The sequence below is a fragment of the Rhizobium sp. G21 genome (genome assembly GCF_014158035.1).
Classification (GTDB): Bacteria; Pseudomonadota; Alphaproteobacteria; order Rhizobiales; family Rhizobiaceae; genus Rhizobium_E.
The window spans coordinates 1,761,997-1,786,766 of the sequence record NZ_JACFXW010000001.1 but is presented as its reverse complement, the minus strand read 5'-3'; the positions used below and the strand labels follow the sequence as shown (position 1 = coordinate 1,786,766).

Annotated in this window: 20 protein-coding genes and 2 pseudogenes; 13 read left to right on the top strand and 9 right to left on the bottom strand. The window is 63.3% G+C overall.

The features are described 5' to 3' along the window. Positions 1-25: 25 nt before the first annotated feature. The 5 genes from hisS (at position 26) to H2O14_RS09115 (ending at position 5,921) form a co-directional block, all read left to right on the top strand. A complete protein-coding gene (gene hisS / locus H2O14_RS09135) occupies positions 26-1,549 on the top strand; it encodes a histidine--tRNA ligase (protein ID WP_182827400.1) in 1,524 nt (507 codons plus the stop codon). 162 nt (positions 1,550-1,711) lie between these two features. Further along, positions 1,712-2,836 carry an ATP phosphoribosyltransferase regulatory subunit gene (locus tag H2O14_RS09130; RefSeq protein ID WP_182827399.1) on the top strand — a complete coding sequence of 375 codons (1,125 nt, stop codon included), beginning with the start codon at positions 1,712-1,714 and terminating at the stop codon, positions 2,834-2,836. Continuing rightward, positions 2,833-3,531 carry an ATP phosphoribosyltransferase gene (gene hisG / locus H2O14_RS09125; protein ID WP_182827398.1) on the top strand — a complete coding sequence of 233 codons (699 nt, stop codon included), beginning with the start codon at positions 2,833-2,835 and terminating at the stop codon, positions 3,529-3,531. Before H2O14_RS09130 ends, hisG begins: the two co-directional genes overlap by 4 nt. A 117-nt stretch (positions 3,532-3,648) precedes the next feature. Then, entirely contained in the window at positions 3,649-4,728 is a 1,080-nt protein-coding gene (locus H2O14_RS09120; protein ID WP_182827397.1) for a radical SAM protein, read from the top strand. Continuing rightward, positions 4,725-5,921, top strand: coding sequence for a glycosyltransferase (locus tag H2O14_RS09115; protein ID WP_182827396.1), 1,197 nt, complete (start codon positions 4,725-4,727; stop codon positions 5,919-5,921). Before H2O14_RS09120 ends, H2O14_RS09115 begins: the two co-directional genes overlap by 4 nt. Before the next feature lie 6 nt (positions 5,922-5,927). On the opposite strand, the gene H2O14_RS09110 is transcribed toward H2O14_RS09115, so the two are convergent. The 5 genes and pseudogenes from H2O14_RS09110 to H2O14_RS09090 form a co-directional block, all read right to left on the bottom strand. Then, complete coding sequence (locus H2O14_RS09110) at positions 5,928-7,043, bottom strand: hypothetical protein (protein WP_182827395.1); 1,116 nt, start codon at positions 7,041-7,043, stop codon at positions 5,928-5,930. A gap of 182 nt (positions 7,044-7,225) precedes the next feature. Then, positions 7,226-8,205, bottom strand: a pseudogene (locus H2O14_RS09105) (bifunctional riboflavin kinase/FAD synthetase). Positions 8,206-8,221: 16 nt separating this feature from the next. Then, positions 8,222-9,070, bottom strand: coding sequence for a TIGR01459 family HAD-type hydrolase (locus H2O14_RS09100; RefSeq protein ID WP_182827394.1), 849 nt, complete (start codon positions 9,068-9,070; stop codon positions 8,222-8,224). 107 nt (positions 9,071-9,177) lie between these two features. Beyond that, on the bottom strand, positions 9,178-10,344 hold the full coding sequence (locus H2O14_RS09095; protein WP_182827393.1) for a pyridoxal phosphate-dependent aminotransferase: 1,167 nt from the start codon (positions 10,342-10,344) through the stop codon (positions 9,178-9,180). Positions 10,345-10,472: 128 nt separating this feature from the next. After that, entirely contained in the window at positions 10,473-12,023 is a 1,551-nt protein-coding gene (locus tag H2O14_RS09090; RefSeq protein ID WP_182827392.1) for a trimethylamine methyltransferase family protein, read from the bottom strand. Positions 12,024-12,115: 92 nt separating this feature from the next. Between H2O14_RS09090 and H2O14_RS09085 the strand changes: the two genes are divergently transcribed. Further along, positions 12,116-13,033, top strand: a complete 918-nt coding sequence (locus tag H2O14_RS09085) for a LysR substrate-binding domain-containing protein (protein ID WP_182827391.1) — start codon at positions 12,116-12,118, stop codon at positions 13,031-13,033. On the opposite strand, the gene H2O14_RS09080 is transcribed toward H2O14_RS09085, so the two are convergent. The 4 genes from H2O14_RS09080 to H2O14_RS09065 all read right to left on the bottom strand — a co-directional run bounded on the left by H2O14_RS09080 (position 13,020) and on the right by H2O14_RS09065 (position 18,140). Continuing rightward, positions 13,020-14,390: a putative bifunctional diguanylate cyclase/phosphodiesterase gene (locus H2O14_RS09080; RefSeq protein ID WP_182827390.1), complete on the bottom strand. Its 1,371-nt coding sequence runs from the start codon at positions 14,388-14,390 to the stop codon at positions 13,020-13,022. The genes H2O14_RS09085 and H2O14_RS09080 overlap by 14 nt on opposite strands. 109 nt (positions 14,391-14,499) lie before the next feature. Then, positions 14,500-15,687 (bottom strand): PAS domain-containing protein, encoded by a 1,188-nt coding sequence (locus H2O14_RS09075; protein ID WP_182827389.1) that lies wholly within the window; start codon positions 15,685-15,687, stop codon positions 14,500-14,502. Next, positions 15,678-16,130: a hypothetical protein gene (locus H2O14_RS09070; protein ID WP_182827388.1), complete on the bottom strand. Its 453-nt coding sequence runs from the start codon at positions 16,128-16,130 to the stop codon at positions 15,678-15,680. The genes H2O14_RS09075 and H2O14_RS09070 overlap by 10 nt, the downstream gene beginning before the upstream one ends. Before the next feature lie 243 nt (positions 16,131-16,373). Next, positions 16,374-18,140, bottom strand: a complete 1,767-nt coding sequence (locus H2O14_RS09065; protein ID WP_182827387.1) for a monovalent cation:proton antiporter-2 (CPA2) family protein — start codon at positions 18,138-18,140, stop codon at positions 16,374-16,376. Positions 18,141-18,272: 132 nt separating this feature from the next. On the opposite strand from H2O14_RS09065, the gene H2O14_RS09060 reads away from it, so the two are divergent. From H2O14_RS09060 to H2O14_RS09030, 7 genes and pseudogenes are all read left to right on the top strand, one after another. Next, the gene (locus H2O14_RS09060; protein ID WP_182827386.1) at positions 18,273-19,619 is read left to right on the top strand and encodes a TldD/PmbA family protein; all 1,347 of its coding nucleotides are present in this window, start codon (positions 18,273-18,275) and stop codon (positions 19,617-19,619) included. Positions 19,620-19,632: 13 nt separating this feature from the next. Next, a pseudogene (locus tag H2O14_RS09055) lies at positions 19,633-20,371 on the top strand (3'(2'),5'-bisphosphate nucleotidase CysQ); the annotation flags it as partial. Positions 20,372-20,545: 174 nt separating this feature from the next. Then, the gene (locus tag H2O14_RS09050) at positions 20,546-20,782 is read left to right on the top strand and encodes a DUF4170 domain-containing protein (RefSeq protein ID WP_182827385.1); all 237 of its coding nucleotides are present in this window, start codon (positions 20,546-20,548) and stop codon (positions 20,780-20,782) included. Positions 20,783-20,806: 24 nt separating this feature from the next. After that, positions 20,807-22,129 carry a lipid IV(A) 3-deoxy-D-manno-octulosonic acid transferase gene (waaA, locus tag H2O14_RS09045; protein WP_182827384.1) on the top strand — a complete coding sequence of 441 codons (1,323 nt, stop codon included), beginning with the start codon at positions 20,807-20,809 and terminating at the stop codon, positions 22,127-22,129. A 4-nt stretch (positions 22,130-22,133) separates the two neighbouring features. Continuing rightward, entirely contained in the window at positions 22,134-22,838 is a 705-nt protein-coding gene (locus tag H2O14_RS09040; RefSeq protein ID WP_246697335.1) for an HAD family hydrolase, read from the top strand. Positions 22,839-22,961: 123 nt separating this feature from the next. Further along, positions 22,962-24,008 (top strand): tetraacyldisaccharide 4'-kinase, encoded by a 1,047-nt coding sequence (gene lpxK, locus H2O14_RS09035; RefSeq protein ID WP_182827382.1) that lies wholly within the window; start codon positions 22,962-22,964, stop codon positions 24,006-24,008. Positions 24,009-24,197: 189 nt separating this feature from the next. Further along, positions 24,198-24,761 carry a hypothetical protein gene (locus H2O14_RS09030; RefSeq protein WP_182827381.1) on the top strand — a complete coding sequence of 188 codons (564 nt, stop codon included), beginning with the start codon at positions 24,198-24,200 and terminating at the stop codon, positions 24,759-24,761. Positions 24,762-24,770: the final 9 nt, after the last annotated feature.

Genomic DNA, 24,770 nt, shown 5'->3' with positions numbered 1-24,770 from the left:
AAACCGACCTCCGGATCAGCCCGCCATGAATGACAAGCCCAAGAAACCGCAGAAGCTCAAGGCCCGCCTGCCGCGCGGCTTCGTCGATCGCGAGGCGGCCGATATCAGGGCTGTCAACGAAATGACGGCGAAGATCCGCGAGGTCTATGAGCGCTACGGTTTCGATCCCATCGAGACGCCGCTGTTCGAATATACCGACGCGCTGGGCAAGTTCCTGCCGGACAGCGACCGGCCTAATGAAGGCGTGTTTTCGCTTCAGGACGACGACGAACAGTGGATGAGCCTGCGTTATGACCTGACCGCGCCGCTCGCTCGCCATGTCGCAGAGAATTTCCAGGATATCCAGCTGCCTTACCGCACCTATCGGGCTGGCTATGTGTTCCGCAACGAAAAGCCCGGCCCCGGCCGCTTCCGCCAGTTCATGCAGTTCGACGCCGACACGGTGGGCGCCGCCGGCGTGCAGGCCGACGCCGAAATGTGCATGATGATGGCCGATACGCTGGAAGCCCTCGGCATCAAGCGCGGCGACTATGTGATCCGGGTGAACAATAGGAAGCTCTTGGACGGAGTCCTTGAAATCATTGGTCTAGGTGGTGAGTCAAATGCCGCAAGCCGGCTCAACGTCTTGCGCGCAATGGATAAACTGGACAAGTTCGGAATTGAAGGTGTCAGACTCCTTCTTGGGCCTGGTCGCCGAGACGAGAGTGGGGACTTTACAAAAGGCGTTGGTCTTGATGAACCTAGAATAGAGCGTCTCGTCGAATTGCTGAAGGCCACAAGACAGAATCCGGCAGAAACGTTATCAGCGATCTCGCAGATTGTAGGGGGCAATAAGACGGCCACGGAAGGGTTCACCGAGCTAGATACTATTGCGAGCCTCGTAATCGCTGCCGGTTACACAGATCGTATCTTCATAGCACCCTCCGTCGTCCGCGGCCTCGAATACTATACCGGCCCCGTCTACGAAGCCGAACTCACCTTCGACGTGACCAACGAAAAGGGCGAAAAGGTCGTGTTCGGCTCGGTCGGTGGCGGCGGGCGGTATGATGGACTCGTATCGCGCTTCATGGGTCAGCCGGTGCCGGCCACAGGCTTTTCCATCGGCGTCTCTCGCCTGATGACGGCGCTGAAGAATCTCGGCAAACTCGGCGCCGACGAGGTGGTTGCGCCGGTCGTTGTCTGCGTCATGGATCGCGATGTCGAAAGCCTCGGCCGCTACCAGAAAATGGTGCAAGAGCTGCGCCATGCCGGCATCCGCGCCGAAATGTATCAGGGCAACAAGAAGAATTTCGGCGACCAGCTGAAATATGCCGATCGCCGTGGCGCGCCGCTCGCCCTTATCCAGGGTTCGAGCGAGCGCGAGGCCGGCGAAGTGCAGATCAAGGATCTGATCGAAGGCAAGCGTCTGTCGGGCGAAATCACCGACAATGTCGCTTGGCGCGAAGCGCGAGTGGCGCAGGTGGCCGTGCCGGAGGGTGAACTGGTCGAGCGGGTCCGCGAGATGCTGGCCGCCCAGGCTGAAGACCGCCGTCGGGCGAAGGGCGATTGACGTCATGCTTGCGGCTCACCCCCTCTGCCCTGCCGGGCATCTCCCCCTCAAGGGGGAGATTGATGTGCGGCCAGCGCCGCAGCCTCCCTCTCTCCCCCTTGTGGGGGGAGATGTCGCGCAGCGACAGAGGGGGCATGCCGCTTGCGCAGAAGGACTGCTGGCATGCCCCTGATCAACAGCCCCGCTTTCGCCGCCGATCTCTTCGCGCTTTTCACTGAACTCGGCACCGAGCGCGTCGACACGCCGATCATCCAGCCCGCCGCGCCCTTTCTCGACATGGCCGGCGAGGATCTGCGTCGGCGCATATTCCTCACCGAAAGCGAAACCGGCGAAAGCCTGTGCCTCAGGCCGGAATTCACCATTCCCGTCTGTCTCCAGCATATCGAGACGGCCACCGGCACGCCCAAGCGCTACGCCTATCTCGGCGAAGTCTTCCGCCAGCGCCGCGAAGGCGGCAATGAGTTTTATCAGGCTGGCATCGAGGATCTCGGCGATACCGATGCGGCCCGCGCCGACGCGCGCGCCGTCGCCGACGCCATCGCCTGCCTCACGCGCACGCTCAAGGGCAAGGCCTTCGCCGTCACCATCGGCGATCAGGCTGTTTTCGAAGCTGTTATCGCCGCACTCGGCCTGCCCACGGGCTGGCAGAAGCGGCTTGTGCGCGCTTTCGGTCAAACGGATCTGCTCGAAGCGATGATCGCCCGGCTCGCCCGTCCCGAACCGATCGCCGGACTCGACCCCAAGGTCGAGGCGATGCTGGAGGCTGGCGACGACGAAGGGCTGGCGGCCCATATCGAAGCGGAGATGGAGCGCACCGGCTATCTGACCAACGCCAGCCGCTCGCCTGCGGAGATTCTTCGGCGCCTCAAGGAAAAGCGCACGTTGGCCGGCGCTTCGCTGGATACAGCCAAGCTCGATGCGCTCAAGGAATTCCTGTCGCTCAATGTCAGCCTGCGCTATGCGCCGGGCGTGCTGGCCGATTTTGCCCGCGCCGCCGGTCTGCCGCTGGAGAAGGCGATCTCAGGCTTCGATGCGCGCGTGGCGGCCTTCGCCCAGGCGGGCGTGTCCTTGGCCGACATCACTTGGCGCGCCGCCTTTGGTCGTCCGCTCGATTACTACACCGGCCTCGTCTTCGAGATCACCGAACGCGGCGACCACCAGGTGCTCGCAGGCGGCGGGCGCTATGACCGCATGCTGACGCTGCTCGGCGCCGCCGATCACATTCCCGCCGTGGGCTTCGCCCTCTGGCTCGACCGCATCGAGGCGGTGAAGGGAGAGACGAGATGATCACCATCGCGCTGCCCTCCAAGGGCCGGATGAAGGACGACGCGTCGGCGATCTTTGAGCGCGCCGGCATGAAGATCGTCCAGGTCGGCAATGACCGCTCCTATCGGGGCCGCGTCGAAGGCGTCGACGATGTCGAGATCGCCTTTCTCTCGGCCTCCGAAATCGCCCGCGAAATCGGCGCCGGAACCGTCGATTTCGGCGTCACCGGCGAAGACCTGATGCGCGAAGACGTCGCCGATGTCGACAAGCGCGCCGAATTCTGCGTCCGGCTCGGCTTCGGCCATGCCGATGTCGTCGTCGCCGCGCCCGAGATCTGGCTGGATGTCGATTCCATGGCCGATCTCGCCGATGTCGCCGCCGATTTCCGCGCCCGCCACGGCCGCCGCCTCGCCATCGCCACCAAATATTGGCGACTGACGCAGCAGTTCTTCTCCCGCACCCATGGCATCCAGCTCTACCGGATCGTGGAGAGCCTCGGCGCCACCGAAGGCGCGCCGGCGGCCGGCCAGGCCGACATCATCGTCGACATCACCTCGACCGGGTCGACCCTCAAGGCCAATCACCTCAAGATCCTCTCGGATGGCGTCATCCTCCGCTCCGAGGCCTGCCTGGTGCGGGCGCGCAAGCCGGAGCATGAGGGCGACAGGCGGATCGGCGAGATCGTGGCTGCTGTCAAAGGCGGCGCTTTAGGATAATTCGCGGTCAGCCTCGCGCCACCCTGTGGTGAAATAGGTTAACCATTATGGCGCACGATTATAGTGCATATGGTCGATTCGGCCTTGAACCGGATCGCTCACCGGAGTGATGGTCTGATGAAAGCGCAGCTGAAGCCGAGAATTAATCTGGAAGGGCGTACGCCGCTCGAAACGGTCATCCCGCTCGAGACGCCGTTCATCGTATTCGTCGATCCCGCGAGTTCCTGCAATTTCAAATGCACCTTTTGTCCGACCGGCCATCGCGATCTGATCGCCGAAACGGGCCGCTACCAGGGCGCGATGAAATACGAGGTCTTCACCAAGGTGATCGACGACCTCGCCGCCTTCGGCAAGCCGATCAAGGTGCTGCGCATGTATAAGGATGGCGAGCCCTTCCTGAACAAGCGCCTCGCCGACATGATCCGTTACGCCAAGCAGTCCGGTTATGTCGATTATATCGACACCACCACCAACGGCACTTTCCTCACGCCCGAGCGGCTCGCGCCGGTCATCGAGGCCGGCCTCGACAAGATCAACATCTCCGTCGACGGCATGACCAATGACACCTATCAGAAGTTCACCGGCTTCAATTTCGATTTCCCGAAATTCGTCGAGGGCGTGAAATGGCTCTATGACAACAAGGGCGACATGGAAGTGTCAATCAAGATCCCGGGCGAGCTGATCACCGAGGCGCAGCGCCAGGAGTTCTTCGACACGTTCGGCGATTATTGCGACCGCATCTTCATCGAGAATTTCGCGCCTTGCTGGCCCGAGTTCAATGTCGAGGAACGCTCCGGCATCAAGATCGGCGATGTCGGCATCTATCAGCAGCAGCTGCGCCCCACCGACACCTGCCCCTATATCTTCTACGCCATGAGCGTGAACGCCGATGGCCTCGTATCGTCCTGCTTCCTCGATTGGGGCCGCAAGCTGATCATCGGCGATGTCCGCACCGAGCCGCTGTCCAAGATCTGGATGTCGGACAAGATGAATGCGCTCCGACTGCAGCATCTGGAAGGCCGCCGCTGCGAGAACAAGGTCTGCGGCTCCTGCGGCCAACTCACCCACTGCCTGCCGGACAATATCGACGATCACCGCGAAATGCTGCTCGAACGCTTCCGCGCCAAGGTCACGATCAATCCGGCGGTTCCCGCTCCGGGCGGCTTGAACATGCCGACGCCCGTCGCCGCTGAATGAACATCCTGCATGTAACGGCCCATCTGGGCGGCGGCGTCGGCAAGGCGCACGCCGCCTTGAGCGCCGCCATGCCGACGTCTCTCCGCCGGACCTATCTGCTTCTGGAAGAGCCGCGAGACAGGCGCTATGCGGATGCCATCGCCGAAAGCGGCGCCGAGGTGCGTTTTGCCACAGGGATGGAGGATGTCGCGGCGCAGGCGGCAGGCGCCGACATCGTCCAGTTCGAATTCTGGAATCATCCGCGTCTCTACGAATGCCTGGCGTCGGAGCATTTGCCCCTGATGCGGTCCGTCTTCTGGTCGCATGTGTCAGGCCTGTTTCGTCCGGTGATCGACCCCCGCCTATTCGCCGCCGCCCATCGCTTCGTGTTTACGACGCCAGCCTCACTGGCGCTCGGCAAGGGACTTCCGGACAATGTGAAAGCGCGGCTTTCGGCCATCGGCAGCGGCTTCGGCTTCGCGGCCGGCGCTGAGCCCACACCAGGCGGCGCGCCCATCTGCTATCTCGGCACGGCCGATTTCGTGAAGATGCATCCCGGCTTCTTCGATGCGATCGACGCGATGCGCCATGACGTGCAAGTCGCGGTCTGGGGCGCTGCCGATCCGCAAGGCGAGGTCATGGCCCGCGCCCGCGCCATGCGCCATTCCGATCGGGTCGTCTTCATGGGCCAGACCGACAATCCCCGGGCGGCGCTAACAGCCTCGCGTATCTTCTTCTATCCTCTGCAGCCTGATCACTATGGCACCGCCGAGAATGCCCTGATCGAGGCGATGTCGCTGGGTCTCGCTCCCGTCGTGCTGGCCAATCCGGCCGAACAGGCGATCGTCAGCCATGGCGAGGATGGCCTCGTTGCAGCAGCCATTGAGGATTGCGCGACCATGCTGGATGCTCTGTTGGACGATCCCGACCGATGCGACGACCTCGGCCGCGCCGCCGCGCAGCGAGCGCGTGATTTTGCGCCGGAGAAATCGGCGGATGCGCTTATCCGTCTCTGGTCCGACGTTGCCGAGGAAGACAAACGGAAGCCGGACTTTGCCGCGATCATTGGCAGGATGCCGCTCGACTGGCTGCGCAGCACGCACGGCGCAGGATCGGTCGCAACCTTGGGCTCCGAACGCGCTGCGAAGGGCACGCTCACCCATTTTCGCGCCGCTTTTCCCGATCATCCCTGCTGGAACGATCTGGTCGGCTGAAGCGTCTCAGACGGCGACACCGCCGCACATCAAGCCGATGGGCGCGAGGAAATTGCGGATCACCCGATAGAATTCGATGGCGTTGCGCGCCCCGCCGATATGGCGATCAACCATCAGGGTCGTGCCGTGCAGGCCGCGGCGGCGCTCCAGCGGGCGAGGACCCGTGAACTTGGGCTGGAAAAGATGCGCATGCCGTCCGCCCTCCCATGCCGCGAGCGCCTGGCGGTACGCGGCGCATTTGGCCTCGAAGCGGACAGGGTCGGTCTCGCCGACGCAATCGATCAGGATCGCCCGGATCACATGCTCCGGCGCCCCGCTCCAGGCGGCGCCCATCTCGGTGAACAGCGCGCTCTGGATCTCGATGATCCCTCCCGTCACGCCGAGACCGGCATGAAACGGAAAGTCGGGACGCTGTGTGAAAGTGGCCGGAGGCGCATAGGGGCGCTGGTCGACGATCGAGAGCGGTCGCGGCCCGAACACGAAACTCTCGCCGATCAGCATGACGCGCGCCGCCCATTCCCATTGCGGCAGGTCATGATCGCGTCCGGCCGTGCGGATCGTCGCGGCGATGTTCATCGCAAGCTCGCGCGACAGGATGCCGTGATAGAGGCCGAACGGCGCCTTCGGCGTCGAGAGGCTGCCTTCCCAGAGAAAGAACGCCTTGAGGAGATTGGTTTTCTCATAGGGGAAGGGGTCGAAGCCCGTCGGCAGGCCGATGGACTCTTCGCGTGACGAGTCTGCGTCGGCGCTGATCGGGATGGCGTTCCAGGCGAGCGCATCCACCTTGCCGATTTTGGCCTTCACCGCATCGGCGATCCGCCCGGCTTCGGCTTCGAAGCCGTCACGCGGCTTGACCAGCGAGATCCACGCGCCTTTGGTCGCCTCGACGGCGCAAGTCCAGAGCGCCAGCGAAGAGGTCGGCGCGGAAGCCGGGGTGAAGATACGCACCCGCGGGTCCTGTGCGGCGAGCGCATCGAGGTCGAGCGCGATCGCAGTCTCCCGATCGGGCGCCGCCAGCAGGATTTCGAGATCCGCGCCTTTGTTTTCAGCCAGTGACGACAGCAGTTCGGCCGGACTTTCGTCGCGGGTTTCCACCGGAATGATCAGCGAAAGTGTGGCCAAAACCTGCTCCAGAAAAAGAAGTAGGACAGACCAGCCTTGGAGAGATGCGAAGGCGGTTCGCATCTCCCGCGCGGCTTGTGGCCGTGGCGGCTGTCCATGACGCTGTTGGTACGGCCTCTATCTTGAGCGAAGCTTAGGCTTTTTCAGCAGGCTTGCATGAGCCTTGACGCCGGACCGAAACTTCAGAAAGCCGTTACGCGATCGAGGTCGCCGAGCGGCTGAACGCGGGCGAGCAGCGCACGCGCCTCTTCGACGTCGCGATTCATCTGGGCGATGAGCGGATCGAGTCCGTCATATTTTTCTTCCGGGCGCAGGAATCCGAACAAGGACACCGAACAGTTCTGCCCATAGAGATCGCCGGAGAAATCGAACAGCATGGTTTCGAGCAGCGCCGCGCCATGGTCTGTTACCGTCGGGCGATAGCCGAAGCTGGCGACGCCGTCATGGATCACGCCATCGGCCTTTCGGAAGCGCACCGCGTAGACGCCCGGCCGCAAGCCGCATTCCGGCGGCAACGCCATATTGGCGGTCGGAAAGCCGATGGTCCGGCCGAGCTTCTTGCCATGAATGATCGGCGCCTCGACCGTATAGCGATAGCCGAGAAGCCCCGCCGCCTGGGAGACGTCGCCGTCGCCGATCAGCGCCCGGATGCGGCTCGAGGAGACGACTTCCGTATTCTCGTCGCGAAAAGCGTCGACCAAAGTCACGCCGAAACCGTGGCGTCCGCCCGCTTCAGCAGAAACGCCGGGCCGCCTTCGCGCCCCTTGCCGAAATGAAAATCAAAGCCGGTCACGACATGCCGCACACCGATCCAGTCCTTGAGGATGGACTGGATGAACTCCTCAGCCGAACGGCCGGAAAAAGCGCGGTCGAAGGGGTATTCGAGCACGGCGTTGAATCCCATGGCTTCGAGAAGCCGCGCCTTGAGAGGCGCGGGCGTGAGCCGGAAGACAGGCTTGTCAGGATTGAAGACCGTGCGCGGATGCGGCTCGAAGGTCAGCGCAAGCGTCGGCGCGCCATCCGCTCCGGCGATCTCCATCGCGCGCGACAACACAGCCTGATGGCCGCGATGCACGCCGTCGAAATTGCCGATCGCCAGCACGCCGCCTTCGAGCGATTCGGGCAGTTCGCCGCGATTTTCGTTTCGGTGAAACACGGTCATGCGCGGCGTATCCCTCTCAGGCGAGGCGCGGCATCCACCAGCGCGGTGCGGCCTGGTGAGCGGCGAGGAAGGCGTTCATCCGGTCGACATCGGTCACATCGCCGGTCATGTAATCGCGGGCATGGATGCCGGCGGAGATGTAGAGCAGATCGAGACCCTGGCCGATCGCGCCTTTGACGTCGGTCGGCATGCCGTCGCCGACAGCCAGCACGCGGGTCCGATCAACCGCGCCACGCACGGCCTCGGCTTCCGCGAGCGATGCGGCGTAGATCGGCGCATAGGGTTTGCCGGCGATGCTGGTGGCGCCGCCGAGGTCGGCGTAGAGCGCTGCGAGCGCGCCGGCGCAGGGAATGAGCCTGTGGCCGCGCTCGACCACCAGATCGGGGTTGGCGCAGATCATCGTCAACCCGCGCGCGGCGAGCGCCGCAAGCCGGTCGCGATACATGTCGGGCGTCTCGGTTTCGTCGTCCTTGAAGCCGCTGCAGACGACGATTTCGCCCTCTTCATCAGCCACGACATTGACGTCGAGGCCATCGAGAAGCGGCGTATCGCGTTCGGCGCCGATAAAGGCGATGTTCTTCGGTCCCTCGGAGATCAACTTGCGGGTGACGTCGCCGGAGCTGACGATCCGGTCATAGGCGTCGCGCGCCACGCCGATGGCGTCGAGCTGGACGACGACATCCTTGCCGGGACGCGGCGAATTGGTGATCAGCACCACCGTTGCGCCCGCGTCGCGCGCGGCTTTCAGCGCCAAAGGCGCTTCCGGGAAGGGGCTGACGCCATTGTGCAGAACGCCCCAGACGTCGCAGAGGATCACGTCGTAATGCGAGACGATGTCTCGGAGGGACTCGATGCGCTCTGCCATGCAATTCTCCAGAAAATACGACCGCGCCCCAAATCGCAAAATGAGGCGCGGAACACAAGAGAGAATATGCCGAAGTCGTATGAAGGCGCCCGCGGACGGCGTCGTGATCAGAGGCTGCGGATATAGCGCGACAGGCGGTCGGCCGCCTGCGCGACGATGGCGGGATCGCGCAGGAAGCAGGCGCGCAGGAAGCTCTCGCCGCCGGGGCCGAAGGCCGCGCCCGGAGCCAGACCCACACCGGCCTTGTCGACGATGTCGAAAGCCGCCTTTCTGGAATCCGTCACCCCATCGATTTTCAGGAACGTGTAGAGCGCCCCGTCAGGCTTGAGAGTTGCGACGCGATTGGTGGCGATCAGGGCGTCGCAGAGAATGTCTCGCGATCTCTTCGCCTTCTCGTAATTTGCTTTGATGACGTGGTCACCCTCGTCGAGCGCAATCACCGCGCCACGCTGGACGAATTCGGCGACGCCCGAGGTCGCATATTGCACCAGATTTTCGAACACCTGGCCAGTCTCCGGCGGCGCGACGATCCAGCCGATCCGCCAGCCGGTCATCGACCAGTTCTTCGAGAATGAATTGACGAACAGGATCTTGTCGCTCTCGGTCATCACATCGAGAAAGGACGGCGCGCGGGCGGCGGAGAAGGAATAGAGCGCATAGATCTCGTCGGCGATGATCCAGAGATCATGGGCGCGGGCGAGGGAGAGCAGAGCTTCGAGATCGGCGCGCGTCGCCGTCCATCCGCAGGGGTTGGACGGCGTGTTGATGAACAGCGCCCTCGTTTTCGGCGTAATCGCCTGCTCGACCGTGGCGATGTCGAGGCTCCAGGCGCCGTCGACGAAATCGAGCACCGCCGGAACTGCCTTGCCGCCGGAGATTTCAAGGGCTGCGGCGAAATTCGGCCAAGCCGGAGACAGATAGATCGCTTCGTCGCCGGGCTTCACCACCGCCTCGATGGCCAGCTTGATCGCCTGCATGCCCGAGCCGACCACATAGAAATGCTCGGCCGGCAGCCGCGTGTTGAAATGCCGGGCGTAGTAATCCGACAGCGCCCGGCGCAATTCCGGAATGCCGCGCTGATAGGTGTAGAAGGTCTGTCCGGCGTTCAGCGAGGCGATGGCCGCGTCCGCGATGAACTGTGGTGTCGGGCTATCGCCTTCACCCACCCAGAGCGGGATAAGATTGTCTCGCATACGGGCGTAATTGACGATTTCGACGATACCGCTTTCCGGGGCTGCGAGCGATTGCGGCGACAGGCTTCCAAGCAGGGACATGAGGTAGGCTCCATTGGGTCAGCCCTCATAGCCCGATTTGCCATGCAAATCTCATGAGAATTGTTGAACGGAGCTTCAGCGCCGGTGACGGGTCGGCAAAGGCTGCGTGACCTCTGCCGACCTGCAAATCAATGCCAGGCGTCGGGCGTGTCGGTCTTCTTGCGCGCCATGAAGTCGAGCAGTTCCTCGTCCACGGCTTGATCGAGCGGCGGAGCCTGGTATTCATCGAGCATGCGCTTCCAGCGCTTGTTGGCCCGCGTCGCCATATCGGTGGAGCCGCCTTCCTCCGACCACTTCTCGAACGGCTCGTTGTCGGAAACGTCGGTGTCCCAAAAGGCGGTCTGGTAGTTGCGCAATGTATGGCCGCTGCCGAGAAAGTGGCTGCCCGGTCCGACTTCCTGGAAGGCGTCCATCGCCAGCGCATTGTCGTCCACCTCCACGCCCTTGAGATAGGCGTGCAGCGCGCCGCAAAAATCCATGTCCATGACGAATTTCTCATAGGACATCGACAGGAGCCCGTCGAGGAAGCCGGCGGAATGCAGGATGAAATTTGCGCCGCAATGGACGGCGGACATCATCGACATCACGCCCTCCTGCATCGCCTGCGCGTCCGGCAGTTTGGAATTGGAGAAATTGCCGGCGCAGCGCAGCGGCAGTTTCAGCCTGCGCGCCAATTGTCCCACCACCATCGAGCCGATCGCCGGCTCCGGCGTGCCGAAGGTGGGCGAGCCCGAGCGCAGCGACATCGACGACAGGAAGTTGCCGAAGATCACCGGCGCGCCGGGGCGTTCGAGCTGGGTCAATGCGCAACCCGCCAGCGTCTCCGCCCAGGCCTGGGCGATCGCGCCGGCATTGGTGACGGGGCCCATCGCGCCGCCGAGAATGAAGGGCACGATGACGGCGGCCTGGTTGGCGCGGGCATAGGCGCGCAACGCCTTGGTCATGGTTCCGTCCCAGACCAGCGGCGAGTTGACGTTGACATTGCCGAGGATCACGCAATGCTGGTCGACGAAGTCGCGGCCGAACACGATCCGCGCCATGTCGATGGATTCCTCTGCGCGCGATTCCGCCGTGACCGAGCCCATGAAGGCGCGGTCGGAATATTTGATATGGCTGTAGACCATGTCGAGATGGCGCTTGTTGACCGGCAGGTCTACCGGTTCGCAGATCGTGCCGCCGGAATGATGCAGCCAGGGACTGGAATAAGCCAGTTTGATGAAGTTGCGGAAGTCCTCGATCGTGCCGTAGCGCCGGCCGCGATCGAGATCCATCACGAAAGGCGAGCCATACGCGGGTGAAAACACGACGTTGCGGCCGCCGATCTCGACATTGCGCGCCGGGTTGCGCGCATGCTGTGTGAAGGACGACGGCGCCGAAGAGACGATTTCCAGCAGCATGCCGGGTTCGAATGTGACGCGCAACCCGTCTATCTTGGCGCCTGCCTTTCTCCAGAGCTCCAGCGCGTCTGGATCGTCGCGGAATTCGATCCCGATCTCGGCGAGAATGCGTTGGCCTGTCGCCTCGATGCGGAGCAGCGATTCCTCGCCGAGGATGTCATAGGTCGGGATGTTCCTGACGATGTAGGGAACGCCGAGCGGCCGCGCGGCGGGATCTCGGCGCTTGCCGCGCTCGCGCCTGGTTTTGGGTTCCTGATCGAGGACGGCGTCGGTCTGGCTCATGCGTCTGTTCCCTTTATGTGTGAGACGAGCCTAAGCCCAGTCAGCGTAATTGTATCCTTCCCAAATTTCGGGGCTTGATATAAAATCTCCTTATGCAAAACCTCAAGCGCCTGTTGCCGTCGGCCAATGCCCTGATCGTGTTCGAAGCGGCCGGTCGGCATGAGAATTTCACCCGGGCGGCCGAGGAGTTGGGCATGACGCAGGCCGCCGTGTCCTATGCGGTGCGAACGCTGGAGACCCAGCTTGGCGTCGCCCTGTTCAGCCGCAGTCACCGCGCCGTGAGCCTGAGCGAAACAGGCGCCCGCTTTCACGCCGATGTCTCAGCGGGGCTGGCGCGTATCCAGAAATCGGCGGAACAGGTGCGCGCCAAGGGTCGTGAAGCCAATGTCACTCTCGCCGCCTCCACCGCCTTCGCTTCGATGTGGATGCTGCCGCGGATCAACCGGCTTCGCGACGATCTTCCCGACATCGATCTGCGCATACAGACATCGGTGCGGGATCTCGATCTCGAGGAAGAAGGAACTCCTTTGGGGATTCGCGGCGGTCATCCGTCACAATGGCCCGCCTACCATGCGGCCGTGCTGGCGCCGGAAGTGGTGAATGCCGTCGCGAGCCCCGTCTATGTCGACTCCATCGGCGGGCCGCCGGCGCTCTCCGACATGCCCAGCCTGAGGCTGATCCATCTCGAAGAGCCGGTCCGCGAGGCCTGCGACTGGCGCGAGTGGTTCCGGAGCGCCGGCATCGACTACGCCAAGCCCTATCGTCCGCTGATCATCAATGACTATGTGCTGGTCATCCAGGCCGTGCTGGCGGGGGAGGGGATCGCCCTGGGCTGGAGCCACCTCATCGATCCCCAGATCCGTTCGGGCGCTCTCGTTCCTGTGGGCGAGCACGTGCTTGAAACGGGGCAGGCTTTTTACGTCGTCTGGCCGCGCGGCGTCGAACTTGGCGCATCGGCGCGGCGCGTCAGGGATTGGCTGCTCGACAGCGGCGGGCCTAGTCCCCGCTGACGCGACGGCGTTCGACGCCATCTTCGCCGTCGTAGCGTTGGCTGATGTAATCCAGCGTCGCGCGCGCAGGGGCGGGCTTGCCGTAGAAATAGCCCTGGCCCATGTCGCAGCCGAGGCCCTTCAATTTCAGCGCCTCGGCAAAGTCCTCGATACCTTCGGCGACGACCGTCAATTCCAGTCCATGGCACATCGTGACGATCGCCTTGACGATGTGTTCCGACGCGGAATCGGTCAGCATGCGCGACACGAAGGCGCGGTCGATCTTTACCTTGTCGAACCGGAAATCGCAGAGCCGGCTGAGACTCGATTGTCCCGTCCCGAAATCGTCGAGCGAAATGCGCACGCCGGCGGCCCGGAGTTCGGAGATGATCTTGTCGGCGGTTTCGGGATCGGACATCACCGCCGTTTCGGTGATTTCCAGTTCCAGCCGACGAAGATCGAGGCCGGTTCGGTTGATGACGGCGAGTATGTTGAACGCGGTGGCGGGATCGAGAAGCTGAGCCGAAGACAAGTTGAAGGACAGGAACAATTCCTTCGGCCAGGACAGCGCGGCTTCGGCAGCCTTGCGGAGCAGCGTTTCCGACAGCGAATCGATGAATCCGCGTTCTTCCGCGAGCGGCACGAACACCGCCGGCGACACGAAGCCGAGATCTTTGTCCTGCCAGCGCGCCAAAGCTTCGAAGCCGAGCACCGAATCGTCTTTCAGCGATACGATGGGCTGGAAGTGGACATCGACGTCGTCGGCGATGATGGCGTTGCGAAGCGCCTGCTCGATTTGCGTCGCCCGTTTCATCTGTTCGGCCATCTCCGTCGAATAGACGGTGATCTGACCGCGTCCGCGTCGTTTCGATCGATACAGCGCCGTCTCGGCGCTCTTCAGCAGATTCTCGAATTCGGCTCCTGCGAAGGGATGGATGGCGAAACCGAACGAAGCGGAAAGCCTGACATTGCGTTCGCCGAGATCATAGGGCGCCGACAGCACCTCTTTCAGCATCGAGCCCATTTTCTCGGCGCTTCGACGTTCGAACACGAGAGGCAGCAAGAGTGCGAATTCGTCGCCTTCGTAACGCACCACCGTCGCGCCGTCGGGAATGCAGGCTTTCAGCCGATGGGCCACCTGACATAGAATCTGGTCGCCGGCCGAGGGGCCGAACAAGTCGTTGATGGGTTTGAAGCCGTCGAGATTGGCGATGCCGACTGTGAAGGGCGCCGGGTCCGAAGCGCGCTCCATGATCAGTTGTCGCAGCTTTTCTCTCAGTCTGTACTTGTTTCCAAGTCCCGTCAGGGCGTCGGTGAAGGCGAAGCGGTGTAAATCGCTCTGATTGGCTGGCAAATCACCCGTGTCAGCAACGGTCATTAGTGTGTCCTACTTCGATGCGCCCTTGTTGCTTTAAGACTGCCGCCGAAATGTTAACAAACACCTCCGGCTTTCCGTTGATTTTCGCCTTCCAGCGATAAAGGAAGCCTTATCCCGTCGATCTCGCGTGGATGGGCGTCTTGGCCGGCTCCTTTTCCGGCCAAATGCGCGGCGAATAGTGTCTTTGCAACAAAAGGCCGATGCTCTCGGAGCTGATCGGCTTGACCGCCATGTCGAGAAAGCCCGCCGCGAGCAACTCGTCGACGGTCTCCCCGACGACGGCGGCGTCATGGCGAGAAACGGTGTTTCGCCCTGAAGCGCGCGCGCCCTTTTCATGAAGTCCGCAGCGCTCATGTCGGGCAGCGTGATGTCTGCGAGAACCAGCCCGGATCTTGCGCTGCGCCAAGAGGTCGAGTGCGGCTTGGCCCGTTTCCGCCAGAACATAGGTCAGCCCCAGGCTGTCCAGGATCTGCGCCAGCGCCAAGCGGTTGACCTCTCGATCTTCGAGCGCGAGCACATCCACCGGCTGGTCCAGCAGACCCTGCGCCGTCACGTCGCCTTGCTCCTCGTCCTGGCGCCTTTCGCGCGCCGCAATGAACAGCGCGAGGTCGCTCAGCAGCGCGCTCACGGAAGACAGGACCCGCACCGGCGTCTTTCCCTTGGCCGCGATCGGGGCGAATTGAACCGCGCTTTCGTCCAGCAGAATGAGGTCGAGTTGGACGCCCGCTTCATCCAGCGCCGGCAGGAATTTGTCGAGTTCGGTCGGCGACCGGATGACGCAGAGCTCCACGCCGATATCCGAGGCTCCAGCGACCAGCCGTCTTTCGTCGACAGAGCGCGTGGTCGCCAGGGCGACCCGCAGCAGTTGATCGCCTTTCGCCGACCCGAGATCGGTCATGTCGCGCGCGCGATCGAGAACGGCGCTCGCATCGGCGATCATCGCCGGATCGACCTCCGGCTCCGTCGTCGTCTCGAACGTCATGACGATGTAATGCGCTCCGGGACGCCCGATGCGCCTGGAACGATGCAGGATACGGGTGAAGGCCTCGTCCTCGCCGCGAATTTCGACGAGCGTCTTTTGATCTTCGCCGCTGCTGAGGAGTTTCCAGTTCGCCTCTTCGAGAGCGCCTGCTATGCCGGGCTCGAAAACGTCCCACACGGATCGTCCTATCAGTCGCTCCGGTCTGAGGTCGAACAGTTCCGAAAATCGCTTGTTGATCGCGGCATAGTTCAGGTTGCGATCCTTCACGGCGACCCCGATCGGCAGGGCGTCGAGGATTTCCTCGGTCAGCCGCATGCGTTCCTTGTCCGCGTTCCAGATGCGTTCTTTTTCTTGTGGTCAGTCACGTCTTGAAGCGCCGTTAGTCCCAGGCCGGAGGAAAAGCGGCGGCTGACGACATGGAACCAACGGTCGCCGGGCCCATGTTCGATCTTGTCCACGCGCTCCTTCCAGCCGGTGGCGACCCGATCGCTCACCCAGTCTTCCTTGTGAACATCCTTGACGCTGTGTTGGGCGCCGAAACGGCATCCGGCGTCGTATAGGGCGGCGTAGAAATCTCGCACCCTCGAGCCGGGCCGGATCACGCTTTCCGGCATCGGAAAATAATGCAGCAGGCGAACGCTGGCGAAAGCGATATTGTCGAGCCTGTCCGTTACGAACAAGGCCGCGCCGAGGCCCTCGCAGAAAATCTCGAGCAGATTGCATTGCAAAAGGGCGTCGAAGGACGCGGCATCGTCCATGTCAGGCTCCCGCTGGCGGCGGTGTCATCGATGCATGCTGGCGACGCCTGAACGGGCTCTGCACAGACTCTCCTTCGATCGCCCCAGCTGGCGGTCAGAACCTGCGCCGCATCGGCTTTCGCCGACGCCCATGATCATTTCAAGACCTGAACGAATGTCACATGAAGATTAATTCGAGTTTAATCGAATTGAACGCGCTTACAAAAAAGCAAAAAAAAATTCATGCGCTTATCGGCTTGCGGCTCATTCGGCCGCTTCCTGCCTGGGCTTGATGAGCGGCTCCGGCTGAACCGGCTGGTTCGAGTACAGCATCTCGCGGCCGGCCGAAATGCCGTCCTGCGCCTGGATGGCGAGCCGCATTTCGTCGCGCTTGCGGATGTCGTCCTTGATGGCCGAGGCGTCCGCTTCCGTCATGCCCAGGGCTTCGAGGGTCTTCTGACCGAACAGCAGGCCGGACTCCAGGGTCTCGCGCAGTTCATAGTCGACGCCTTTGGCGAGCAGCGACAGGCTGTGGCCGCGATCGTAGGAGCGCACGAAGATCTTGGCGTCCGGATATTCCGATTGCACGAGATCGACGATACGGTCCGTGAGTTCGCGGTTGTGCGTGCAGATGGCGATGATCTTGGCCTTGGCGATGCCGGCCGACACCAGCACGTCCTTGCGCGTGCCGTCGCCGAAATAGATCCGGAAACCGAAGCGCGACGCCTGGCGGATGCGGTCGGCGGAATGATCGATGATCGTCACCTCGCGACCGGCGGCGAGCAGGATCTGCGCGGCGATCTGGGCGAAGCGGGAGAAGCCGACGATGAACACTTCCGCGCCGGCGCCTTCGAAATCTTCTTCCAGTTCCTCCCGCCGCTCGCCCTTTGGCAAAAGCTTCGGCAAAGCGGCGACCAGCGGCGTCAGCGCCATGGTGACGGTGACGATGGCGATGAGCAGCGAGGCCGAGCTTTGCGGAAACACCGCCGCGCCGGCAGCGGTCGTAAACAGCACGAAGCCGAATTCGCCGCCTTGGGAGAGCAAAAACCCGATCTTGGCGCTATCATTATAGGAGGAGCGGCCGATACGGCAGAGCGCATAGATCGTCGCCGTCTTCACGCTCATGATCACCGGCACGCTGATGAGGATGATCAGCCAGTTGTCCAGCACCACTTTCAGGTCGAGCGACAGGCCGACCGCCATGAAGAACAGGCCGAGCAGGATGCCGCGGAAGGGTTCGATATCCGCCTCGAGCTCGTGCCGGAAAGAGGATTCCGCCAGCATCAGCCCGGCGAGGAAGGCGCCCATGGCCATGGAGAGCCCCGCCATTTCCATGAGAGCGCCGGCGCCGAGAACGACGAAGAGAGCGGCCGCGATCATCGCCTCGCGCGCGCCGGTGCGGCCGATGATCTGGAAGAGCGGCGTCAGGAGATAGCGGCCGGCGAGAATGAGCGCCGCAACCGCGCCGATGGCGATCGCCGCGCCGGTCCAGGTGAAGCTTTCGCCGCTGTCGGGCGCGATGAAGCTGGTCAGCGCCAGAAGCGGCACGATGGCGATATCCTGGAACAACAGAATGGAAAAGGCGCGTTGCCCATGCGCGGTGTTGAGGTCGCTGCGCTCTTCCAGAATCTGCAAAGCGAAAGCCGTCGAGGATAGGGCCAGGCCGAAGCCGGCGACGATGGCGCCCTGCCAGCCAAGGAGGCCGGCCCAATGAACGAGCGAACTCAGGATCGCGCCGGAAATCAGCACCTGCGCGCTGCCCAGGCCGAAGATGTCTCGCCGCATCTGCCATAGGCGTGTCGGCTTCAATTCCAACCCGATGATGAACAACAGGAACACCACGCCGAGCTCGGCGAAGGACAGGATCTCCTCGCCATCGGTGATGTGGTTGAGAACGGGGCCGATCAGCACGCCCGCCGCGAGATAGCCGAGCACGGTGCCGAGGCCGAGCCGTTTGAACAGCGGTGCGGAGACGACGGCGGCGCCGAGGAGCAGAAGCGCTTCGCTGATGACGGCGTGGGATTGGCTCATGAAGACTGGGTCCAGTTCGGGATTCGTTGCCGCCATATAGCCGGGCTGGGCGCTTCCCCGTCAAGATAAGCCTGCCCGCCCTTGATGATTTCGCCCGACAGCCATAAATGGGTCGGAGCAGAAAGGCCGATCATGCAAGAGCCCATTGATTCCCGTCATCTACTCGAACGCGCTTCGGAGCTCGTCGATCTCGCCCGCAAAGCCGGCGCCGACGCCGCCGACGCCGTGGTTGTTCGCTCCCGCTCCCGGTCGGTTTCGGTCCGCCTCGGCAAGGTCGAGGGCGTCGAATCCTCCGAGAGCGACGATTTCTCCCTGCGCGTCTTCCTCGGAAAGCGCGTGGCCAGCGTCTCGGCCAATCCCGGCTTCGACCTGAGGACGCTCGCCGAGCGGGCGGTGGCGATGGCCAAGGCCTCGCCCGAGGATCCCTTCGCCTGCTTGGCCGACGAGGCTGATTTGGCCCATGACGCGCTGGATCTCGGCCTGTTCGATCCGACCGAGGTGGAATCCGCCGCGTTGACCGATGCGGCGCTCGCCGCCGAGGCGGCCGCGTTGGCTGTCCCCGGCGTCACCAATTCCAGCGGCGCCGGCGCCTCCGCTTCGATGGGCGGGCTGGTGCTGGTCACCTCGCACGGCTTTTCCGGCTCTTACATGGCCACCCGCTTCGGCCGGGGCGTGAGCGCCATCGCCGGCGAGGGCGTCAACATGCAGCGCGATTACGAAGGCGACAGCCGCCTGCATTTCGCCGATCTTGACGATGCGGAAGAGATCGGCCGCAAGGCCGGCGAGCGGGCGGTGCGCCGTCTCAATCCGCGTAAGGCCGATACGGGTTCCGGGCTCACCGTCATCTACGATCCACGCGTGTCGCGCGGTCTCGTCGGCCACATCGCCTCCGCCATCAACGGCGCGGCGATCGCCCGCAAGACGTCGTTCCTCAAGGACAAGATGGGCCAGCAGATCCTGGCCCGCGGCCTCAACATCACCGACAATCCGCTCATCCACAAGGGAACGTCGTCGCGACCCTTCGATGGCGAGGGCGTGCGCGGCGACGCCATGGTCATGGTCGAAGACGGCGTGCTCCAGCATTGGTTCCTGGCCACCTCGGCTGCCCGGGAGCTCGGCCTCAAGACCAATGGCCGCGGCGTGCGCGGCGGCAACTCGGTCTCGCCGTCCTCCACCAATCTGGCGCTCGAGCCCGGCGATGTCTCACCTGAAGACCTGATCAAGGGCGTGGCATCCGGTTTCTATGTGACCGAGATGATCGGCCATGGCGCCAATCTGGTGACCGGCGAATATTCGCGCGGCGCCTCCGGGTTCTGGATCGAGAATGGCGAACTGACATATCCGGTCTCGGAAGTGACCATCGCCTCGAACATGAAGGACATGTTCCTTTCGATGGTCCCGGCCAGTGATATCGACCGCAAATATGGCGTGGCCGCTCCGACCGTGCTGATCGAGAACATGACGATCGCGGGCAAGTGAAAGCGAAGGTCCTTTGACATTTTCCCACGCAGACGATCTGGAGCTTCTGCGCGAGGCGGCGATTGCCGCCGGCCGTGTCGCGCTCGGCTTCTTCCGCAACGATGTCGAAGTGTTCTGGAAGAATGACGGCGCCTCGCCGGTCACCGCGGCCGACCATGCGGCCAATGACGTGCTGAAGGCGCGCCTTCTCGCCGCCCGGCCCGATTACGGCTGGCTGTCGGAGGAGAGCGAGGACGATGTATCGCGCCTCGGCGCATCCCGCGTCTTCGTCATCGATCCGATCGACGGAACCCGCGCCTTCATGACCGGGCGCGAGACCTGGGCCGTGAGCGCGGCGGTGGTGGAAGCGGGACGACCCGTGGCCGGCGTCCTGTTCGCCCCCGCGCTGAATGAACTCTATCTCGCCGATGCCGGCGGTCGCGTCGAGAAAACGGCGCGGCGCTGCGCGTCGGCGGGAGCGATCCGGCGGGCCGCTTCACGATCAGCGCCGCCGACGACGCCATGGCGCGTCTCGATGCGGATGTCCGAGCCCGCCTGGACAAGGTGGGGCGCATTCCCTCGCTCGCCTATCGCCTGGCCATGATCGCAGATGGCCGTCTCGATGCGACCCTGGTGAAGCCCCATGCCCATGACTGGGATCTGGCGGCCGCGGAACTCATTCTCGTCAATGCGGGGGCGTGCTGAGCGACGCCGAGGGAGCCGCCATCGTCTACAACAGGCCTGACCCCAGCCACGATCTGCTGGTCGCGGCGCGGGTCGATTTGCATCGGCAGGTGGTCGCCTCTCTCTTTCCTGACGGAGACAATGTGGGATGGAGCGCAAATCCCGGCGCGCATCCATTGACTTTGCATCGGATTGCCGCAATTCCATGTCCACGTGCGCATCCATTTGGTCCTTAAAAACTCAATAAGAAAAAGGAAGCATCCATGTCCGACGCAGCGGGAAACAAGCAACTCCTTCATCTGGTTTTCGGCGGCGAACTCACCACGCTTGGCGCGACAGAGTTCAAGAACCTCGACGAGCTCGACATTGTCGGCATCTATCCGAATTATGCTTCGGCATTGACGGCGTGGAAATCGAAGGCGCAGCAGACGGTCGACAATGCGCATATGCGCTATTTCATCGTGCATCTGCATCGCCTTCTCGAGCCGTCCCAGGGCTGACGGGATGATCAAGGGAACAGGCGAATGAGCAGCCTCCGCGCCCGGGCAGCCCTCTGGGCCTACCGCTGGGCGGGCGTGGCGGCCTATCCGGCGATCAACACGCTCGTGGCCATTCGCTCGGCGCGCGGCAAGGAAGAGCGGGCGCGCCGGTCCGAGCGCTACGGATATCCAAGCGCGGCCCGTCCGGAGGGGCCGGTGGTCTGGGTCCATGCCGCGAGCGTGGGCGAAACCAACGCCATGGTTCCGCTGATCAAGGAAATTTCTCGGCGCGGCATCACGGTGCTCCTGACCACGGGCACCGTCACCTCGGCCAGCGTGGCGAACGCCCGTCTCGGCGGATATGTCATCCACCAATATGTGCCGCTCGACCTCAAAACCGTGGTCGAGCGTTTTCTCGATTATTGGCAGCCGGATCTGGCGCTGTTCGCCGAATCCGAGATCTGGCCGAATACGATCATGGCGCTCGGCAAGCGTCATATCCCGCAGATCCTCGTCAATGCGCGCATGTCGGACCGATCCTTCCGGCGTTGGTCGTCTTTTCCGAACGTCGCTTCGGCGCTGTTCGAAAATCTCGCTTTGGTGATTGCCCAGTCCGAACTCGACGCCACGCGTTTTCAGGATCTCGGCGCCCTGCCTGTGCTGGTGTCCGGCAATCTCAAGGCGGACAGCGACATGCCCGAGGCGGACGCCACGGCGCTGATGCGTCTGCGCCAGCAGATCGGCGCGCGCCCGACCTGGGCGGCCATCTCCACCTTCGACGGCGAAGAGAAGGCGGCGGGTCACGTGCACAAGGTGCTGAAGCCGCGGCTGGATCTTCTCAGCATCGTCGTCCCGCGCCATCCGGAACGCGGCGACGACATCGAAGCGCTGTTCAAGGAACAGGGCCTGACGGTGGCCCGACGAAGCCGCGGCGAACAGATCGGCGCGGACACGGATGTGTATCTCGGCGATACGATCGGCGAAATGAGCCTCTATCTGCAATTGACCGAAGTGGCGTTCGTGGGACGCTCGCTGACGGCGGAAGGCGGTCAGAACCCGCTAGAGCCGGCGATGATGGGCTGCGCGGTGCTCTCGGGCGGCCATGTCGGAAATTTCCGGGAAAGCTACCAGATGCTGGCGCGCAACGGTTCGGCGCGGATGGTGCGGGATACGGAAATGCTGGCGAAAGGCGTCTATTATCTGATCACCAACGAGCCGGCGCGGCACCAGATGATCGATGCCGGCCTGCAGACGGTGCATCAGATGCGCGGCGCGCTCTCGGCGACGCTGCGCGGGCTCGAGCCATACATCAATCCCTTGACCATGAAAGCCCGGCTGATGCCGCGGGCCAGCGCCAATGGCGGATGACATCATGACCCGATTTTCAGCGATCCTGTTCGACAAGGACGGCACTCTCCTCGACTTCGACAAGACCTGGGAGCCGATCAACCGGCGCGCCAGCCTGTTCGCCGCCGATGGCGACCCGGTGCTGGCGGATCGTTTGATGATCATCTGCGGCATGGACCCCAAGACCGGCAAGGTCTCGGCCGGCAGCCTGTTCGCCGCCGCCGCTCCGAGCGAAATCGCCGCCGCCATGGCGCAGGGCGGCTCTCCCTATGAGGCGGACGAACTCACCGGTCATCTCGATCGCTTCTTTCTCGAAGGCGCCGCGAATTCCGTTCCGGTCACCGATCTTCCCGCGCTGTTTGCGCGACTGAAGGGCAGGGGGCTCAAGCTCGGCGTCGCCTCCTCCGACAATGAAGCCTCCATTCGCCTGATGGCGGAACGGTTGGGCGTCATCGATCTGCTCGACTATATCGCCGGCTATGACAGCGGCCACGGCGTCAAGCCCGGCCCCGGCATGATCGAGGGTTTCGCGCGACACGCGGGTGTTCCCGCTTCCGAGATCGTCATGGTCGGCGACAACACCCATGACCTGCATATGGCGCAGAACGCCAAGGCCGGTCTCGCCGTGGGCGTGTTGACCGGCACCAGCGGTCGCGACGCGCTCGCGCCCGATGCGGACCATGTCCTGGCGAGCATCGACGAACTGGAAGCGCTGCTCGATCGCATCTGATGCCGGAGATCGTCTCGACCGCGCCGCTTATCCTTGCTTTTCCTGAATTTTTCGCGTTCTCTGATGTCGCTTATCACCTTCAACGCGAAAGACAGGGTCTCGCGACGACGCGGGACGGAAGCGATGGTATCGGATTCACCGCCCTTCTGGTGGCGGAAGACCGGATGGGAGGCCTTGGCGCTTGCGCCGATCTCCTGGATCTATGGAGCCGTGGCGGCGCGAAACCTGCGTCGCGGCGCGCGCGCGCCTCTTCCTGTTCCCGTTGTCTGCGTGGGCAATTTCACCGTCGGCGGAGCCGGCAAGACGCCGACGGTCATCGCGCTCGCAAAAGCCGCGACGTCGCTTGGTCTGAAACCCGGCGTGCTCAGCCGCGGCTATGGCGGCAGCATCGACAGGACCACCGTCGTCGATCCGCATCACCATCGCGCCCGCGATGTCGGCGACGAACCGCTGCTGATTGCGCGTGAAGCCCTGACGGTGATCGCCCGCAAACGCCTCGACGGCGCGAACCGCCTGATCGCAGAAGGCGTAGATCTCATCATCATGGACGACGGCTTCCAGAGCGCGCGCCTCAATTTTGACTACGCGCTGATGGTGATCGACGCCCGTCGCGGCATCGGCAACGGCCGGATCGTCCCATCCGGCCCGGTGCGCGCGCCCACGTCGCTGCAACTCAAATATGCGACCGCGCTCCTGAAAGTCGGCGACGGCGCCGCCGCCGATCCCTTCATCCGGCTCGCAGCCCGGATCGGCAAACCGGTGATGGAGGCGAAGATCGCGCCGCGCCAGGCGGACGACCTCGCCGGCAAGCGCGTGCTGGCCTTCGCCGGCATCGCCGATCCCGAGAAATTCTTCCGCACCGTCCGTGAGATCGGCGCCGATCCCGTCGCCACCCGGTCCTTCGGCGACCACCAGCATCTCACGGACGACGAGATCGACGACATCCTGTCGACGGCGGAGGCGGAGCAGTTGCTGATCGTCACGACCGCCAAGGACGCCGTTCGCCTGATCGGCCATCACGGCCGCGCGGAGCATCTGGCGCAGCGCCTGCGCGTGATCGATGTCGATATGGCTTTCGACAATCCCCAAGCGCCGGCGCTGATCATTCGCGAAACGGTTGAGGCTGCGCGACGAAGGCGGTCGGCCGTCAGACCAAAACCAGTCGTGTAAATTTGCAACGCCGCGGCGCTTTTTGGACGGCCGGAAAATCTCCTGTTGCAGCCAGAGCCGTTTACGGCAAGCAAGGATTGGATTTAATCGAGCGCGCTATAATGACATTCAATTCGATCTTCTGCCGTCTCCGCGGATCTTTTTCGAGCATGGCGCGCCCGGCGCGCCGGACCGTTCGAGGATCCGGCGATGAGTGACGCCTTCGCATTCATGTTCGCCTTTTACGGGCTCCTGCTCGGCCTGGCCGTCGCCGAAATCGCCTCCGGCTTCTCACGCGCCTACGCCAACAGGCGCATCAGGCGGCTCGGGGTCGTCGCCCCGATGTTCGGCGCGCTGCTTCTCGTCGATCTCATCACGTTCTGGATGAATGCCTGGGCGTATCGCGACTTGGAAAAGATCAACTACGCCGTCGCTTTCGCCGTGGCGATCGTCGCCTTGCTCTACTATTTCGCTGCGACACAGGTGTTTCCGAGCGCGGGCGAGACGGATACGCTCGACGATCACATCATGATCCATCGGCGCGAGGTAGGCTTCTGCGTGCTCGCCAGCAATCTGATGACCCAGATACCGCCGGCGATATCGATGGTGACGGACGGCTGGCCGCTGTCGAATATCGTGATCTGGTCAGGTCTCAACCTGTCCTACTACGCGCTTCTGGCGACCGCCGCCCTGGCGAAGAGCAAGAAGGTCGTCATCGCGGCTTTGGGGGTCGCCATACTGCTGGTGACCGGAGCGACGGCGATCCTGGCCTGAACGTCCGTG